Origin of the sequence: Paenibacillus tarimensis (genome assembly GCF_021532315.1) — a bacterium.
In the GTDB taxonomy this organism is placed as follows: Bacteria; Bacillota; Bacilli; order Paenibacillales; family Paenibacillaceae; genus Paenibacillus_I; species Paenibacillus_I tarimensis.
This window is the reverse complement of record NZ_JAKGAO010000015.1, coordinates 34,199-49,700: the sequence shown is the minus strand read 5'-3', so window position 1 is coordinate 49,700 and position 15,502 is coordinate 34,199. Positions and strand designations below refer to the sequence as shown.

At 53.4% G+C, this 15,502-nt stretch carries 13 protein-coding genes; 10 read left to right on the top strand and 3 right to left on the bottom strand.

Going from position 1 to position 15,502, the window contains the following annotated elements; translation table 11 throughout:
* Positions 1–274: 274 nt before the first annotated feature.
* The 5 genes from L1N82_RS17155 to L1N82_RS17135 all read left to right on the top strand — a co-directional run bounded on the left by L1N82_RS17155 (position 275) and on the right by L1N82_RS17135 (position 5,959).
* Positions 275–1,597 (top strand): ABC transporter substrate-binding protein, encoded by a 1,323-nt coding sequence (locus L1N82_RS17155; RefSeq protein WP_235288688.1) that lies wholly within the window; start codon positions 275–277, stop codon positions 1,595–1,597.
* A gap of 133 nt (positions 1,598–1,730) precedes the next feature.
* Entirely contained in the window at positions 1,731–2,612 is an 882-nt protein-coding gene (locus L1N82_RS17150) for a carbohydrate ABC transporter permease (RefSeq protein ID WP_235288687.1), read from the top strand.
* The gene (locus tag L1N82_RS17145) at positions 2,612–3,442 is read left to right on the top strand and encodes a carbohydrate ABC transporter permease (protein ID WP_235288686.1); all 831 of its coding nucleotides are present in this window, start codon (positions 2,612–2,614) and stop codon (positions 3,440–3,442) included. Before L1N82_RS17150 ends, L1N82_RS17145 begins: the two co-directional genes overlap by 1 nt.
* Before the next feature lie 51 nt (positions 3,443–3,493).
* Positions 3,494–4,978, top strand: coding sequence for a glycoside hydrolase family 32 protein (locus L1N82_RS17140; RefSeq protein WP_235288685.1), 1,485 nt, complete (start codon positions 3,494–3,496; stop codon positions 4,976–4,978).
* A 3-nt stretch (positions 4,979–4,981) separates the two neighbouring features.
* Positions 4,982–5,959 carry a PfkB family carbohydrate kinase gene (locus tag L1N82_RS17135; RefSeq protein WP_235288684.1) on the top strand — a complete coding sequence of 326 codons (978 nt, stop codon included), beginning with the start codon at positions 4,982–4,984 and terminating at the stop codon, positions 5,957–5,959.
* 225 nt (positions 5,960–6,184) lie between these two features.
* Here the strand turns inward: L1N82_RS17135 and L1N82_RS17130 are convergent, their stop codons facing one another.
* Entirely contained in the window at positions 6,185–6,514 is a 330-nt protein-coding gene (locus L1N82_RS17130) for a hypothetical protein (RefSeq protein WP_235288683.1), read from the bottom strand.
* 181 nt (positions 6,515–6,695) lie between these two features.
* Positions 6,696–7,139: an Lrp/AsnC family transcriptional regulator gene (locus L1N82_RS17125; protein ID WP_235288682.1), complete on the bottom strand. Its 444-nt coding sequence runs from the start codon at positions 7,137–7,139 to the stop codon at positions 6,696–6,698.
* Positions 7,140–7,341: 202 nt separating this feature from the next.
* Here L1N82_RS17125 and L1N82_RS17120 point away from each other — a divergent pair, with 202 nt between their 5' ends.
* From L1N82_RS17120 to L1N82_RS17105, 4 genes are all read left to right on the top strand, one after another.
* Positions 7,342–8,037, top strand: coding sequence for a response regulator transcription factor (locus L1N82_RS17120; protein ID WP_268822026.1), 696 nt, complete (start codon positions 7,342–7,344; stop codon positions 8,035–8,037).
* Positions 8,027–9,289 carry a sensor histidine kinase gene (locus tag L1N82_RS17115; RefSeq protein WP_235288681.1) on the top strand — a complete coding sequence of 421 codons (1,263 nt, stop codon included), beginning with the start codon at positions 8,027–8,029 and terminating at the stop codon, positions 9,287–9,289. The genes L1N82_RS17120 and L1N82_RS17115 overlap by 11 nt, the downstream gene beginning before the upstream one ends.
* Positions 9,290–9,373: 84 nt before the next feature.
* Positions 9,374–10,057 carry an ABC transporter ATP-binding protein gene (locus L1N82_RS17110; protein WP_235288680.1) on the top strand — a complete coding sequence of 228 codons (684 nt, stop codon included), beginning with the start codon at positions 9,374–9,376 and terminating at the stop codon, positions 10,055–10,057.
* On the top strand, positions 10,054–12,675 hold the full coding sequence (locus tag L1N82_RS17105; protein ID WP_235288679.1) for an ABC transporter permease: 2,622 nt from the start codon (positions 10,054–10,056) through the stop codon (positions 12,673–12,675). Before L1N82_RS17110 ends, L1N82_RS17105 begins: the two co-directional genes overlap by 4 nt.
* Positions 12,676–12,946: 271 nt before the next feature.
* On the opposite strand, the gene L1N82_RS17100 is transcribed toward L1N82_RS17105, so the two are convergent.
* On the bottom strand, positions 12,947–13,885 hold the full coding sequence (locus L1N82_RS17100) for a DMT family transporter (RefSeq protein ID WP_235288678.1): 939 nt from the start codon (positions 13,883–13,885) through the stop codon (positions 12,947–12,949).
* Between the two features lie 150 nt (positions 13,886–14,035).
* Between L1N82_RS17100 and L1N82_RS17095 the strand changes: the two genes are divergently transcribed.
* A complete protein-coding gene (locus L1N82_RS17095; RefSeq protein WP_235288677.1) occupies positions 14,036–15,379 on the top strand; it encodes an aminotransferase-like domain-containing protein in 1,344 nt (447 codons plus the stop codon).
* Positions 15,380–15,502: the final 123 nt, after the last annotated feature.

The window sequence follows — 15,502 nt, the reverse complement described above, 5'->3', positions numbered from 1 at the left end:
CCCCTCCTTTCTCAACTAACTTGTAATACAAGGGTTATGATTATAAAGTATCTTGTATTACATGGTATACGTGAAGGATAACATTAATAGTCTTGTAATGCAAGGTATGGTTCGAATCTATCCTATTCACGATCATCCGAATACCCGTAGATAACACCCCCCAAACGTCTATGTCAAACGAATGACATGTCAAAGGGTTGACATATGATAAACGTTTGACATACAATAGCCTTGTAAGCGGTTAAATTCACTCACACATTGGGGGAACAGGAATATGAAGAAACGTTCAAGCACTTCCATACTTATTCTTTCACTGCTGGTTATTATGGTGCTCAGCGCTTGCGGCAACGCAGCGAATAACGGCCAGGAGGGAGGCAGCGGCTCCACTGGCGGCAAGAGCGTCAAGGTTACGCTGCTTAATTCCAAGGGTGAAATTCAGCAGCCGCTGGAAGAGGCGGCCAAGGCGTTTTCTGCAAGCAACCCGGACATTACGTTCGAGGTATCCCTTGTGCCGGCTGGGCAGTCCCCATTCGAGCGGGCTTCCACGCTGTATGCATCAGGGAACCCGGCTACGATCACGATGCTGGATACCGGTGATGTAGAGAAGTTCAAGGATCGTGTACTGGACTTGAACGGTGAGAAGTGGATGGCGGATACGGTACCTAACGCAACTGAGCATACGACCTTTGACGGTAAGAATTATGCCTTCCCGCTGGCTATTGAAGGCTACGGCTTCATTTATAACAAGAAGGTAGTTGATGAGGCGGTTGGCGGCGAATTTGACCCTTCGACGATCCGGACGCGTGATGACCTCGCAAGTCTGTTCAAGCAGATCGAAGCAACCGGCAAGAAGGCGCTTGTGATCTCGCCGATGGACTGGTCACTTGGCGCCCACTACCTGCCGCTCGCTTACGCAACACAGAGCAAGGACCTGGCTGAGGTAGATAAGTTCATAGAATCGCTTAGAGCAGGTGAGGTTGATCTGGCGAACAATGCGCCTTTCAACGGCCTGATGGACACCTTTGATCTGATGATGGCTCATAACATTGACAGCGCTTCGCCGCTTGCCGGCACATATGAGCGTGGTCCCGAGCTGCTAGGCAAGGGAGAGGTCGGCATTTGGTTCATGGGCAACTGGGCATGGCCGCAGCTCAGCAGCTTTGACACCGCGGAAGGCCAGTATGGCTTCCTGCCGGTACCGATCAGCAACAATCCGGAAGACTTCGGCAACTCGGAGATTTCCACGGCGGTTTCCAAGCGGCTGGTGATTGACAAGGAATTCAGCACCCCAGAGCAGCAGGAAGCGGCGAAGAAGTTCCTCGAATGGCTGGTCTATGACGAGAAGGGACAGGATTACCTGGTGAACAAAGCCAATATTATCCCGGCATTCAGCAATATTACGATTCCGGCCGCCGATCCGCTCGGCAAGTCCATTCAGGGGCACATTGCAGCGGGCAAGACGCAGCAATCCATGAGCACGCTGCCTGCGGACCATTGGGCACAGCTCGGCTCCTCCATGCAGAAGTATCTGGCCAAGGCGGGAGACCGTGCCGGGCTGATCACGGAAATTGAGAACTACTGGAAAAATGTGAAGTAAATACAGCTGCCTGCACAGACACAGGGAAGGCAACAGACGTAACGGATGGATAGGACCGCATGTGTCTTATCCATTCTTGCTTCTTAAGACCGGCAGTCTTGCACAGGATTCTTACAGATAGAGAGGGATTAGAATGATTAAGGAAAAAGGATGGAACCGCCTGCTGACACGGCTGCTCTTTACCGGGCCGACTCTGTTTGCATTCATAACGGTTATGATCATTCCGTTCCTGTACGGCATATATCTGACGTTCACGAACTGGGATGGCATATCGACGACACAGTCCTTTGTCGGCTTTCAGAATTACGGGGAAGTATTCCGCGACGCGGTATTTTGGAAATCATTTGGTCTAACCCTTCAGTATGTATTCTTCTCGGTTGTTCTAATTAATGCGGTAGCCTTTGCGCTTGCCTATGTCCTGACCAAAGGGCTGAAGGGACAGAGCATCTTCCGTGCGGGCTTCTTCCTGCCGAATCTGGTCGGGGGCATTGTCCTCGGCTTCATCTGGCAGTTTATATTCAGCAATGTGCTCGTCTATTTCGGGCAGCAGGCCGGCATTCCCATCTTCAGCGCTTCCTGGCTGGCTGATCCCGACAAGGCGTTCTGGTCGCTCGTCATTGTAACCGTCTGGCAGTACGCCGGTTATATGATGGTCATCTACGTCGCAGGTCTGATGGGTGTGCCGAATGATATTATGGAGGCGGCAAGCATTGATGGAGCGAATGGCTGGACCAAGATGCGGCGGATGGTTCTGCCCTTGATGGTGCCGTCCTTCATTGTCTGCATCTTCCTGTCGCTGCAGCGGACCTTCATGGTCTATGACGTGAACCTGGCGCTGACCAAGGGCGGACCGTTCAAATCGACGGAGATGGTTTCTATGCACGTATACGGCAAGGCGTTCCTCTCCCGTGATTACGGTGTTGGACAGGCGGAAGCGCTTGTACTGTTCGTGCTTGTGGCAGCCATCACCCTGATTCAGGTGTATTTCAGCAAGAAGATGGAGGTGGAGGCATAATGGTCGGTTCCCGTTCTTCATCGGCCGCATGGCTCAAATATGTCGTGCTGGCCCTCACGCTGCTGCTGTTTATCGTGCCGTTTGTCCTGCTGCTGCTGAACTCATTTAAGGCTAACCAGGACATTACCGCCAATCCGCTCTCGCTGCCGGAACGTCTGGATTTGGCGAATTATATGAATGCTTTTGATAAAATGAACTATATTGCCGCGTTTACAAACTCGCTGGTCATTACGGTGGCAAGCGTGCTGATCATTGCGCTCTGCGCAGCTATGACGGCGCACTATTTTGTCCGCAATAATACGAAATTTAATCAATATACCTTCCTGCTCATGGTGGCCTCGATGATTATTCCATTCCAGGCGATCATGATTCCGCTGGTAAAAGTTTACGGCTCGCTGGGCATGCTGAATAGTAAGCTGTCGCTGATCTATATGTACCTCGGCTTCGGCAGCTCGCTGGCGGTCTTTATCTACCATGGCTTTGTAAAGAGTGTACCGGCGGAGCTGGAGGAAGCGGCGATGATCGACGGCTGCACGCGCAGGCAGACATTCTTCCGGATCGTATTCCCGGTGCTTGCGCCGACGACCGCTACAATTTCGATCCTGAACGTGCTGTGGGTATGGAACGACTTCCTGCTGCCGTCTCTCATTCTTACCGGACCCGCGCAGCGGACGCTGCCGCTGTCGACCTATAATTTCTACGGAACCTATTCCGTTGATTACGGGCCGCTTATGGCTGGACTTGTGCTGACGATTCTGCCTGTCATTGTGGTCTATCTGTTTGCGCAGAAGTATATTATCCGCGGTGTCATGCAGGGATCGATTAAATAGAATGCCATGGAATAGAGATGACTATAACTGACAGTTAGGATGGGATAGGGGATGCAGCAAGAGAGAACATATACACGGGAGCGTGCTGACCGTTATATCCGCGAGCGGAAGGCGGAGGTACGGCCCGATTACCGCCTTCACTATCATCTGATGGCAGAGGTTGGCTGGATGAACGACCCGAACGGCTTCGTGCAGTTTAACGGCGAGTACCACTTGTTCTATCAGCATTATCCGTATGACTCGGTGTGGGGGCCTATGCACTGGGGGCATGCGGTCAGCCGTGATCTGTTCAAATGGACCTACCTTCCGGTCGCGCTTGCGCCGGATACCGAATTTGACCGGGACGGCTGCTTCTCAGGCAGCGCAATCGAGCAGGACGGCAAGCTGCTGCTGATGTACACCGGCCATGTGATGACCGGACCGGACAAGGACCGGGATTACAAGCAGTCTCAGGGGATTGCCATATCGGAGGACGGCGTAACCTTCACTAAGCTGGAGGATAATCCGGTTATCGGGTACGACGAGATTCCCGAGGGGATAAGCCGCAAGGACTTCCGTGATCCGAAGGTGTTCACGCATGAGGGACGCTATTATGTTGTGCTCGGCTCCAACGACGCGAAGGGCAACGGACTTGTTCTGCTGTACCGCTCGGATGACCTGCGTAATTGGACCTATGTGAATGTACTGGCTGCAAGCGACGGGCGCTTCGGCGATAACTGGGAATGCCCGGATTTGTTCCCGCTAGGCGATAAGCATGTCTTCATGCTGTCCCCGCAGCGGATGCCGGCTCAAGGCGAGCAGTACCGCAACCTTCATTCCACGATGGCGGTTGTGGGGCGGTTTGACGCAGAGCAGGGCGTATTCCACTCGGAGCGGAATGCGCAGGTCGACCATGGCTTTGACTTCTATGCGCCGCAGTCCACGCTAGACGACAAGGGCAGGCGGATTGTGATTGGCTGGATGGACATGTGGGAAGCCGACATGCCTACCCAGAAGCTTGGCCATAACTGGGCCGGGGCCATGAGCCTGCCGCGTGAGGCGGTACTGGACGGGGACAGGGTGCTGTACCGGCCGCTGCCCGAGCTGGAGGCTTACCGGGGTGAGCTGGAAGAGCTTCGCCAGACCCCGCTGGCTGGCGAGACAGAGCTGGACATGAAGGGCGACTGCTACGAGCTTGAGGCAGAGTTTGAGGCAGGAGAAGCGGCGCTGTTCGGGTTGAAGCTCCGGGCTGGCGCGGCGGATGAGACGATCCTGGCTTACGATGCGGCGAGCGGAATGGTCATCCTGAACCGCGACCGCGCGGGAATGGGGCCGGGCGGCGAGCGGCGGGCGGCTGTCGGCCTTGCCGAAGGCAGGCTGAAGCTGCGCGTGTTCGTGGATAAGTCATCGGTGGAAGTGTTCATCGGGGACGGAGAGCAGGTGATGACAGCGCGGATCTATCCGCAGCCGGAGTCGCTTGGCATCCGGGTATTCGCAGAAGGTACAGGCTGCGTGCTGAAATCGATTCGCAAATGGGATATCAGGCTGGGGGAGTAAACGATGCCGACTGTATTTACAATTGGGGAAGCTTTGATTGATTTTATGCCGGACCGCAAGGGTGCGGGCTTGAAGGATGTCGACTCCTTCAGCAAGGCCGCGGGCGGGGCGCCTGCCAACGTGGCCTGTGCGGTGGCGCGTCTAGGCGGGACCGGCGCCTTCATCGGCAAGCTCAGCGCCGATGCGTTCGGCGACTTTCTGGTGGAGACAATGGAAGCGGCGGGCGCTGATGTGTCCCGCGTACTGCGGACAGCGGAGGCGAATACAGCACTTGCCTTCGTCAGTCTGAAGGAGGACGGCAACCGCGACTTCTCGTTCTACCGCAATCCGAGTGCAGACATGCTGCTGCGGGAGGAAGAGATCGGCGACTGGTTCAATAGCGGAGATGTGCTGCATTTTGGCTCGGTGGACCTAATTGAAGCGCCGGTAAAATACGCGCATCTCGCAGCCATTCGCAAAGCGAGAGCGGCAGGCGCGCTCATCAGCTTTGATCCGAATGTGCGGCTGCCGCTTTGGCAGGACCCGGAGGAATGCAGGCGTGCGATTCTGGAGTTTCTGCCGTTGAGCCGGCTGGTGAAGATCAGTGACGAGGAGCTGGCCTTCATAACTGGCATGGAGGACGAGCAGGAGGGCATCGCTTCGCTGTTTATTGGAGATGTGGAGCATGTCATCTATACGCGAGGCGCGGCGGGCGCCGACTGGTATTCCCAGAGCTTCACCGCGTCTGTTCCAGGCCACAAGGTGCAGGCCGTGGATACAACGGGCGCCGGTGACTCGTTCATCGGGGCGCTGCTGCATCAGCTGCATCTGCATCCGGGAGGACTGCATGATATCGGGCGTGACCAAGCAGTTGGCATGCTGGGCTTTGCCAACGCAGCAGCGGCGCTTACGACAACGCGGCCGGGGGCCATCCCAGCCCTGCCCGGCTGGCGGGAAGTGCAGGCTTTCATGGCAGGGTCTGCGGAGGACATCAGTCAGTAGGCATATAAGGCTGGCAAGGAAGGGGAGGAGTTTTCCTGCTCTTCCGTATTAGCCGGGAATTTAATAAAAGCATGTTGGACTTAAACGGGTTGTAGACCGGATGTCGTCCAGCATGCTTTTTTTGTGCTGTATCAGTGATTTTTATCTCAGTTTCTTGACTCTTGCAACGTGACTGGAACATTTCGTGCCCACTATGCTTAAGTAATCTTAAAGATTCTAGTGTAACTAGATTAGAAAGGCCGCAATGAATGGGCTAACAAAAATACTAATATAAATTAAAGTAATCCAAGGTTGATAGTCGATATACATTTCTTTAAACGTCATGTACCAAGGATGCTTAATAAGCACCCATCCTATTAAATCTACAATAATTGTAATAGCCGTCCAAGTAGCAGCTATAATAAGAGCTTCTTGGTACAAGTTAGCGGGATTGACCTGTACCAAATAGATATAAGAGAATATGGGAAATAATATAATGTTATAAAGCGGGTGATAGGGCTCAGTTTTCTTATAGGCTAAAACTTTTGATGGCTTAGTTCCTTGCTTGCTCTCCATTCCTAAGAACTTCCAATTATAGATCGTATGCAATATACCTACGAGCGTTATTAAGACATAGACTACGGTTAGCCATAGTAACGATAAACCAATATCCAATTTATATTCTCCTTTTTTATGAAAACTCTTGTTGTGGTTGCGAGGACTATCCATCTTTCGTAACCGGATTGACAAGACATGCCTAGCTTGAAGCCTCAAGCGTCGGCAGGACAGGTTTGTATTTGACCGGAGAGGACAGGCTGATGAAGGTGGACGGGCGGCCAAATGCCATCGAAGCGTCGATGAATGTTTCCAGCTCCTGAACGGACTCGGCTGCGACCTTTACCATGTAGCTGTACTGACCGGCTAAGCGGTGGCATTCATATACCATCGGGTGAGACTGGCAGAACTCTCTGAACGGCTTGCAAGCGGTGGTGTCGAACAGGATGAAGGCCGTTACATGTTTATCCAGCTGCTCAGGATTCACGATGGCCCGGTAGGATTCGATCAGGTTGCGGTCCTCCATCTTCTTGACGCGCTCCTTGACGGCAGGGGTGGATAATCCAACCGACTGGCCCAGCTCGGTCATCGAAATCCGGGCATTCTCCTGCAGCAGCTCCAATATTTTGCAGTCGACTCTATCCATTACAGCACCACCTCATTACTTGAAGTATAGTAAGAAATGAAACTCATTTATGAATATCTATCCATTTAAACACCTTGCAATCAATATGTAAATGATATTTCCCGCGATATAAATTAAAAATCAGTTAAAGTCCTGCGGGTACCTGAACTGGTATAATAGGTAGCTGTATGATAAACGACCGTTCGTGTGGGAGGGCTTTAAGTTGGGCCGGATTCTAATTGTAGAAGATGACAAGACCATTGCGATGGGAATAGAATATTCGCTGCAGCAGGAAGGCTTCGAAACCCGCGTATGCCATAATGTCAAGAATGCCAAGGATTTGATGGGCCGGGAGCAGTTCGACTTATACCTGCTGGATGTATCGCTGCCGGATGGGAACGGCTTCGAGATCTGCCAGCGCGTCCGTGCGGACAGTGAGACGCCGGTGATCTTCCTCACCGCACATGATGACGAGGTGAACGTTGTGATGGGCCTCGATATGGGGGCGGATGACTATGTGACTAAGCCGTTCCGTGTGCGGGAGCTGGTGTCGCGGATCAAGAGTGTTCTGCGCCGGTATCGCAGCCAGACAGGAAGGAAGGCCGAGATTCAGCTTGGCAGTGTGACAGTCCATACGTCCGAAGCGCGCGTCTTCAAGAATGGTGCCGAAATTACGCTGACGGCACTGGAGTATAAGCTGCTGCTGACCTTCGCCTCCCATGAGGAGCAGGTGCTGAGCCGCAGCCAAATTCTGGAGGCCATATGGGATGTGGCCGGCGATTTTGTCAATGATAATACGCTGACAGTCTACATCAAGCGGCTGCGGGAGAAGATTGAAGATGATCCGCAGAATCCTCAGATTATCCAGACGGTGAGAGGCCTGGGGTACCGGGCAGGAGGCACGGCTCATGCTGAGTAGAAACCCGGAGATCAAGCGGCTGCTGGTGATGCTGGTCCTGCTGGCGGGAGCACTGCTGCTGATTGCAGCCGGCATGTCGCTGTACAGCACGCATATGCTCCGGGAGGAGCTGGGGCGCAGCAACGCGGCCATAATGGGAACGATTACGGCGAGCTACCCGGATGCGGACAGGCTGATCGTCCAGCAGCTGCAGCATCCGGAAGATCGACATGTCCAGGCGGGTAAGGTCATTCTTGCCAAGTACGGTCTGGATGCATCCGATCTTCTGGAGACCGGCTCTGACTTGATCCAGAGGAGCTTCCGGGTGAATCTGGCTTTGTATGCGGCTCTGGCGGTTCTCGCCTGCTGCGGCTTCACGGCCGTGCTCCTGTTCACGCAGCAGCGGCATTATAACAAGCTGCAGCAGATTACAGCTTATGCGGAGAAGGTCGCGGGGGGAGATGACTCCCTGGATATACGGGATAACGATGAGGGCGACCTCAGCATCCTGAAGAATGAGATCTACAAGATTACGACGATGCTGCGCGAGCAGTCGGAGCTGTCCGAGCAGGACAAGCTGAGCCTGGCGGCTTCGATCGCAGATATCTCGCATCAGCTTCGGACACCGATGACATCCCTGTTCGTGCTGAATGATCTGCTGCAGGAGGGACCCGGGGAGGAGAAGACGGCCGAGTTCTTGTCCCGCATGCGGGGGCAGCTGAAGCGGATGGACTGGCTTGTTACTTCGCTGCTGAAGCTGTCGAAGCTGGATGCGGGGACGGCTGCCATGAAGCAGGAGCCTTATGAGCTGCGGGCACTGGTTAACAAGGCGCTGGATACGCTCAGCATTCCGCTCGAGATCAAGATGATTGATGCTGTGGTAGAAGAGCAGCGCAGTGAAGGAGCGGCGGGCGGCACACCAATTATGCTGACCGGCGACTTCAACTGGACTTGCGAAGCGCTGATCAACATTCTTAAGAATGCGGTTGAGCATACGCCTGAGCATGGGCAAGTCCGGATCGCCATCCTGGACAACCCGATTTACACCAGACTGGAAATCACCGATACCGGCGAAGGCATCGACAGGGAAGACCTGCCCTACATCTTCAACCGCTTCTATAAGGGGAAGAACGCCGGCGATGACAGTGTCGGAATCGGCCTGGCGATGACACATGCCATCATCCGGACACAGGGAGGCGATATCACCGTTCAGAGCGAGCAGGGAGAAGGTACGACCTTCACAATCACCTTCTTCAAGACGGTAGGAAAGTGACAATATTGTCACCGTCCTTGTCACCGGGCAGTCATTTTGCTCCTTTATACTAAGCCTATCAACCTTAAAGGAGTCGTTTCTCTTATGGAAATTTTGAAGGTAGAGAATCTGTCCAAGATATATGGTAAAGGCGACATACAGGTCAAGGCTCTCGACAACGTATCCTTCAGCGTGAACAAGGGCGAGTTTGTGGCGATCATCGGAGCTTCCGGTTCGGGCAAATCGACGCTGCTTCACATTCTGGGCGGGGTGGACCGTCCGACCAGCGGCAAGGTATTCATCGACGGGACGGATGTCTACAGCCTGAATGAAACCCAATTGGCGATCTTCAGGCGACGGCAGATCGGCCTAATCTATCAGTTCTACAACCTGATCCCGATTCTGAACGTTGAGGAAAATATTACGCTGCCGCTGCTGCTCGACGGCCGCAAGGTGGAAAAGAAGCAGCTGCAGCAGATCGTGGAGACGCTGGGCTTGAATCAGCGGACACACCATCTGCCGAATGAGCTCTCAGGCGGACAGCAGCAGCGGGTATCAATTGGGCGGGCGCTGATCAGCCATCCTGCGCTGGTGCTGGCCGATGAGCCGACAGGCAACCTCGACAGCAAGAACTCGAAGGAGATACTGGACCTCTTGAAGTTCTCGAACAAACGTTTCAACCAGACGCTCATTATGATCACGCATGACCCGCAGATCGCGCTGCAGGCGGACCGGGTTATCACGCTTGGCGACGGACAGGTCGTGAAGGATGAGGTGATCCGGTCGTGAATGTCATCTGGCAGCTAACCCTTCGCAATCTGAAGCTGAACCGCAGCCGGACGGTCGTCACCCTGATCGGAATTATTTTGTCAGCGGCGATGATCTGCGGGGTCGCAACCTTGATAGCCAGCTTCCAGGATGTCATGGTGGAAGGGGCGAAGCAGACCGACGGCAGCCATCATGCCACGTTCGTTAATGTTCCGCTGGAGAACAGCAAATATATAGAAGAACACGCATATACCGAAACGGCCATGCTCAGCAAGAGGCTGGGATATGCCGCACTTGATCAGCCGGCCAACGCCAACAAGCCCTATATGCTTGTGAGGAGCTATGATAAGACGGCGTTTGAGCATTTTCCCGTGAAGCTGAAGGAAGGCCGGCTTCCTGAGAAGGATGGGGAGCTTGTTGTATCCGAGGAGCTTCTGTACGGCAAGGTAGAGAAGCTTAAGATCGGCGATACGCTGACGCTGGATATTGGCAGACGAGTCGTGGATGGCACTCCGGTGGGGGAAGAGCCTCTGTCGGATAACGAAGAGCTGGAAATCCTCATGACGAAAACCTACACAGTAACCGGTGTTATCCATCGTCCTCACCATGAAACAAATATTGAACCGGGTGTAACGGTCATCAGTTATCTGGACCGCAGCCAGCTGCAGCCGTCCGACAAGGTTAATGTGTCGATCGTATCGGATAATCCCCGGAAGATTTATGACCGAGCCCCGGGCATGGGAGAAGAAGCCGAAGCCGAGAGGGTCAGCTACAATAAGGAGCTTCTCAAATTTCTGGGCGTTTCCGACCGTGACAACGTGAACCAGATGTTTCAGATCATTGGGCTTATTATTATCCTGCTCGTTGTGGTTGGCTCAGTAGCCGTCATCTATAACGCATTCGCGATTTCGGTCAGCGAGCGGAAGAAGCAGTTTGGTATGCTGTCCAGCGTCGGGGCAACGGCACGTCAGATCCGCCGGGTCGTTTTCCTGGAAGGAACGGTTCTGGGGCTTATCGCGATCCCGATCGGCATCCTGTCGGGCATCGGCGGGATTGGCGTAACACTCCATTTTGTAAACAGGCTGCTTATGGATTCCCTGTATGGCTCTAATGTGGATGTGTCCCTGCGCTTGATTGTCTCGCCTTATACCGTGCTCGTAACGGTACTCTTCGTTGCCCTTACAATCTTCCTGTCGGCTTACGTGCCGGCACTGCGTGCTTCCAAGATTTCGCCGGTTGAGGCCATCCGGCTGACCACCGATATCAAGATCAAGGGGAAGAAGCTGCGCACATCCCGCTTGACCAGAGCCTTGTTCGGCATTGAGGGCGAGCTCGCGCTCAAGAACCTGAAGCGCAACAGCAAGCGCTATCGGGCAACGGTCTTCTCGTTGTTCATCAGTATCGTACTGTTCGTCTCATTCTCGACCTTCATGACCTACGGTTTTGCGAGCAGCAACATGTATTACGGGAAGATGACCTTTGATATGGCCGTGCAGAAGTACGAGGGGCCGATAGAAGAACAGCTGGAGCTCTATGACGAGATCACCGCGCTTGACGGGGTAACGGATTATTCGGTAATCCGTCAAGTAATTGGTGTGGCTGAGAATCTGGACATAAGCCAGTTTGGCAGCTATATTGCTGAGGGCCTTAAGAAGCAGGATGAAGATTTCCTCAGCATTTATACTAACGATAAGGGCGAGTACCAGCTGCTTATATTCATAACCGCACTGCAAGAGAAGCAGTTTGACAGCTATGCCGCTTCGTTGGGGCTGGAAGCTGGTGACTACAAGAATCCGGAAGAACCGCAGGGAATTCTTATTAACTCCAATACCATTGACGGACCGAAGCTTGTCCAATATGAGCCGCTGCGGATCAATGCCGGAGAGAGACTGAAGCTGACCGAAAATGCATATACGGACTATAAGGACCCGGTCACCTTTGAAGTAGAGATCGGCTCCATTACAGACAGTTATCCGCTTGGAGTCGCAACCACTACGCCGAGTGCGGTTAATCTGATCGTATCGGAAGAGGTCTATGACCACCTGGCAGCTGCCATGCACCCCGAATCACAGGAGGAAGCTAACCGGGCGCAGCTGTTCATGAAGCTGGCTGACAGCGTTGACTATACGTCGTTAGAGACTCAAATTCAGACGATTAACCAGTCTTACTCCTCTGCATCTGATCTATCTGTCTTCAGCAGGGTTGGCGTACAGGAGCAGGTAGACCGGATGAAGACGATCGTCAGTATCTTCCTCTACGGCTTCGTCAGCTTGATTACATTGATCGGCGTTACGAATATCTTTAACACAATCAGTACGAATATTGCACTGCGGCGCCGGGAGTTCGCCATGCTCAAATCGGTGGGACTAACGCCTCAAGGCTTCAACAAAATCATGAATTATGAATCCATATTCTACGGTCTGAAGGCACTCGCCTACGGTCTGCCGGTCAGCATTCTGATCAGCTTATGGATGTACTCCAGCTTCAGCGGCGTCTTCGCCTTCGAATTCTTGCTGCCGTGGAGGGAGATTGGATACTGCGTGGCGGGCGTGTTTATCATCGTCTTCCTGACGATGATGTATGCGAGCCGCAAGCTGAAGAAGGAAAACATCATCGATGCGCTCAAGATAGAGAGCTAATAATGGACGTAACGCGGGGCAGAGACTACGGTCTTTGCCCCTTCTTCTTATGCCTGCTGTCGAAAAAACATTTCCCAGGTAATAAAATGCCGGCCAGCCCCTGTGCAAAATATTTGAAATAGACCTTCGTCAAGACGCTCAGGCACTACGATGAGATTGGACTGCTGAAGCCGGATTTATAAATTGAATGAGGGGCTTCCTTAAGTCGTTTATGACTTATGGGATTGTCCCTTATTTTTATTGCCAGTGGCATATGCTCCACTTCTTTCCTCTACCGCCTGCTGCGTGTGTGCCTCACCGCTTTCTCCTTGCTAAGACTCGCCCCTATAACCCCCATAATGACCATCGCCGCACCGATGTAGTGAAAGGCTTGAAGCGCCTCACCTAGGATAACGGCACCCGTAACGATAGTAATCATGGTGGACAGGTTATTGAACACGCTCATTCGGGTGGCAGCCATAATGGATAAGGCATAGTTCGACAGCAGTGAGGATACCAGGGAAGACATCACCCCAAGATACAGCACCGCCCCCAGATAGCCCGGGTGAGTAAAGGGCTCGACATACTGGTGAAGTGTGCCTTCCGCTATATGCCGGGCAGCGGCCATCAGGTTGAAGGCAATACATCCGATTAGGCTCATGTAGAAGGTCAGCTGCAGCAGCGCGTACCGTTGGGTCAGCCTTCTGGCTAGCACGGTGTAGGCCGCTGAAGACAGCGCGGACAGCAGAATTAATACGATACCGGTCAAGCTTGCCGCTTCGAACTGTACGCCCTTCAGAACGAAGATCGATACAATTCCGGCGACCGTCAGCAGGGTGAACAGCTTCTGAAGCCAGGTGGACCTCTCCTTCAGGAATACAGAGGCAAGCAGCATGGTGAAGACCGGGACGGTGGCATGAATAATACCAGCCTCCGATGAGGTAGTGAAAACAAGGCCAAAGGTTTGGAAAGTAAAGAACAAAAATGGGTAAAATAAGGCCAACGGCAGAATGGCCAAAATCTCCTTCCACCCAAGAACAGGCCGCTGACGGGCCGCAATCAGGGCAATAAAGGCGGCAGCCAAGGCAATGGTGAACCGGTGGGCAAGGGTATCTACCGGATGAGCGGCCTCAAGTGCCAGCTTAACAAACAGGAATGAGAAGCCAATTACGATGGCATAACTTACGGCTGCCGCATAGGCGCGGCTGTATGCTGCCGGTTTCTGGGACATGATGAACTCCTTGTTCGTGCTTCCGCATGCATGCAGGCTCGAAATCTTTTAATCGGCCGTTATCCTCATCATAATGGCCGGCCCGTCGTGATACAATGGGAAGAAACGCAATCTGTACCGGTACAGATTGCGGGGCGGGAGACAATAGGGATGCACAAATATATGCGGTTATACCAGGAGCTGGAGTCAGCCATACAAGGAGAAGCCGGATTTCCGGGAGGCAGGCTGCCGTCGGTACGTGTACTGGCCGGGCAGTACCGGTGCAGCAAGAGCACCGTGCTGGCGGCGCTGGCTGAGCTGGAGCGGCAGCACCTGATCTATGCTGTTCCCCGAAGCGGGTATTATGTGGTTCAGACGGCAGAACGGCAGGAAGAGAGCGGGAGCAGAAGGATTGATTTTGCAAGTTCGGCTCCTGATCCGGATGTATTCCCGTACCGGGACTTCCAGCACTGCATCAACATGGCCATCGACCGGTATAAGAAGGATCTGTTCATATACGGTACATCCAGGGGCTTGCCTTCGCTGATCACGCTGATGCGGAAGCGGCTGACAGACGCACAGGTGTTTACGCCAGAGCGCAGCATTGTCATGACATCAGGGGTACAGCAGGCGCTGGCCGTGCTGGCGATGATGCCGTTCCCCGGCGGCAGGGAGACGGTGCTGATTGAACAGCCAGGCTATCATCTGTTCATCGAGCATCTGCAGACGCACGGGATACCGGTCCGCGGCATCACACGGACCGCAGAAGGTGTGGATATGGACGAGCTGGAGCGGCTGTTTCGCAGCGGTACGATCAAGTTCTTCTATACCATGCCCCGCCTTCACAATCCGCTCGGCACCTCTTATACCAAGGAGCAGAAGAAGCGGGTCGTCGAGCTTGCCCTGAAGCATAATGTGTACCTGGTAGAGGATGATTACATGGCGGATCTGGATGAGGACCGGAAGGCGGACCCACTGTTTGCGTACGGTCATGGCGCGCAGATTGTTTATCTGAGGAGCTTCTCGAAGATAATATTCCCGGGACTGCGCGTAGGGGCGGCTGTTCTTCCGGATTCTCTGGTGGAGACGTTCTGCCGCTATAAGCGGACACTGGATATTGATACCTCCATGCTGTCGCAGGGAGCGCTGGAAATTTACTTCAAGAGCGGGATGTTCGAGCGGCACAGGCAGAAGATTAGTAATTCCTATGCGGAGCGGGCGAGGGAGCTTGCGGCCTGTCTGAAGCGGGAAGAAGGGCGCTGCATGGGTGCCATGACGGTCCCCAGGATGAAATATCCGTCCGTTCACATTCATGTGATGCTGGGCAAGGATATCCCGGTATCGCGTGTGCTGAGCCGGCTGCGGCAGCAATCGGTTCTTGTTGAAGGGATGGACATGCATTACTTGCAGGGGTTTCCCCAGGCGGCCATGATAAAGCTGAATGTAACGAATACCAATCTGTCGGATATTGATACGGGTATCAGATTACTCGGCGATGTACTTCTTAAGCGATAACAACAGATGATGATCCAAGCAGTATGACATTTGTCATACTTTGAGCCAGACGTTTATGACTTACTGTTTCGTGGGTACATTTTCTATAATGGTAATAGGAAAATGTAACGGACGTAAGAAGGC

Coding starts and splice junctions, on each gene's coding strand:
- L1N82_RS17115 (WP_235288681.1), top strand. CDS start 8,027: ATGCTGAGTAGAAACCCGGAGATCAAGCGGCTGCTGGTGATGCTGGTC.
- L1N82_RS17110 (WP_235288680.1), top strand. CDS start 9,374: ATGGAAATTTTGAAGGTAGAGAATCTGTCCAAGATATATGGTAAAGGC.
- L1N82_RS17130 (WP_235288683.1), bottom strand. CDS start 6,514: ATGGAGAGCAAGCAAGGAACTAAGCCATCAAAAGTTTTAGCCTATAAG.
- L1N82_RS17140 (WP_235288685.1), top strand. CDS start 3,494: ATGCAGCAAGAGAGAACATATACACGGGAGCGTGCTGACCGTTATATC.
- L1N82_RS17145 (WP_235288686.1), top strand. CDS start 2,612: ATGGTCGGTTCCCGTTCTTCATCGGCCGCATGGCTCAAATATGTCGTG.
- L1N82_RS17155 (WP_235288688.1), top strand. CDS start 275: ATGAAGAAACGTTCAAGCACTTCCATACTTATTCTTTCACTGCTGGTT.
- L1N82_RS17135 (WP_235288684.1), top strand. CDS start 4,982: ATGCCGACTGTATTTACAATTGGGGAAGCTTTGATTGATTTTATGCCG.
- L1N82_RS17150 (WP_235288687.1), top strand. CDS start 1,731: ATGATTAAGGAAAAAGGATGGAACCGCCTGCTGACACGGCTGCTCTTT.
- L1N82_RS17095 (WP_235288677.1), top strand. CDS start 14,036: ATGCACAAATATATGCGGTTATACCAGGAGCTGGAGTCAGCCATACAA.
- L1N82_RS17100 (WP_235288678.1), bottom strand. CDS start 13,885: ATGTCCCAGAAACCGGCAGCATACAGCCGCGCCTATGCGGCAGCCGTA.
- L1N82_RS17125 (WP_235288682.1), bottom strand. CDS start 7,139: ATGGATAGAGTCGACTGCAAAATATTGGAGCTGCTGCAGGAGAATGCC.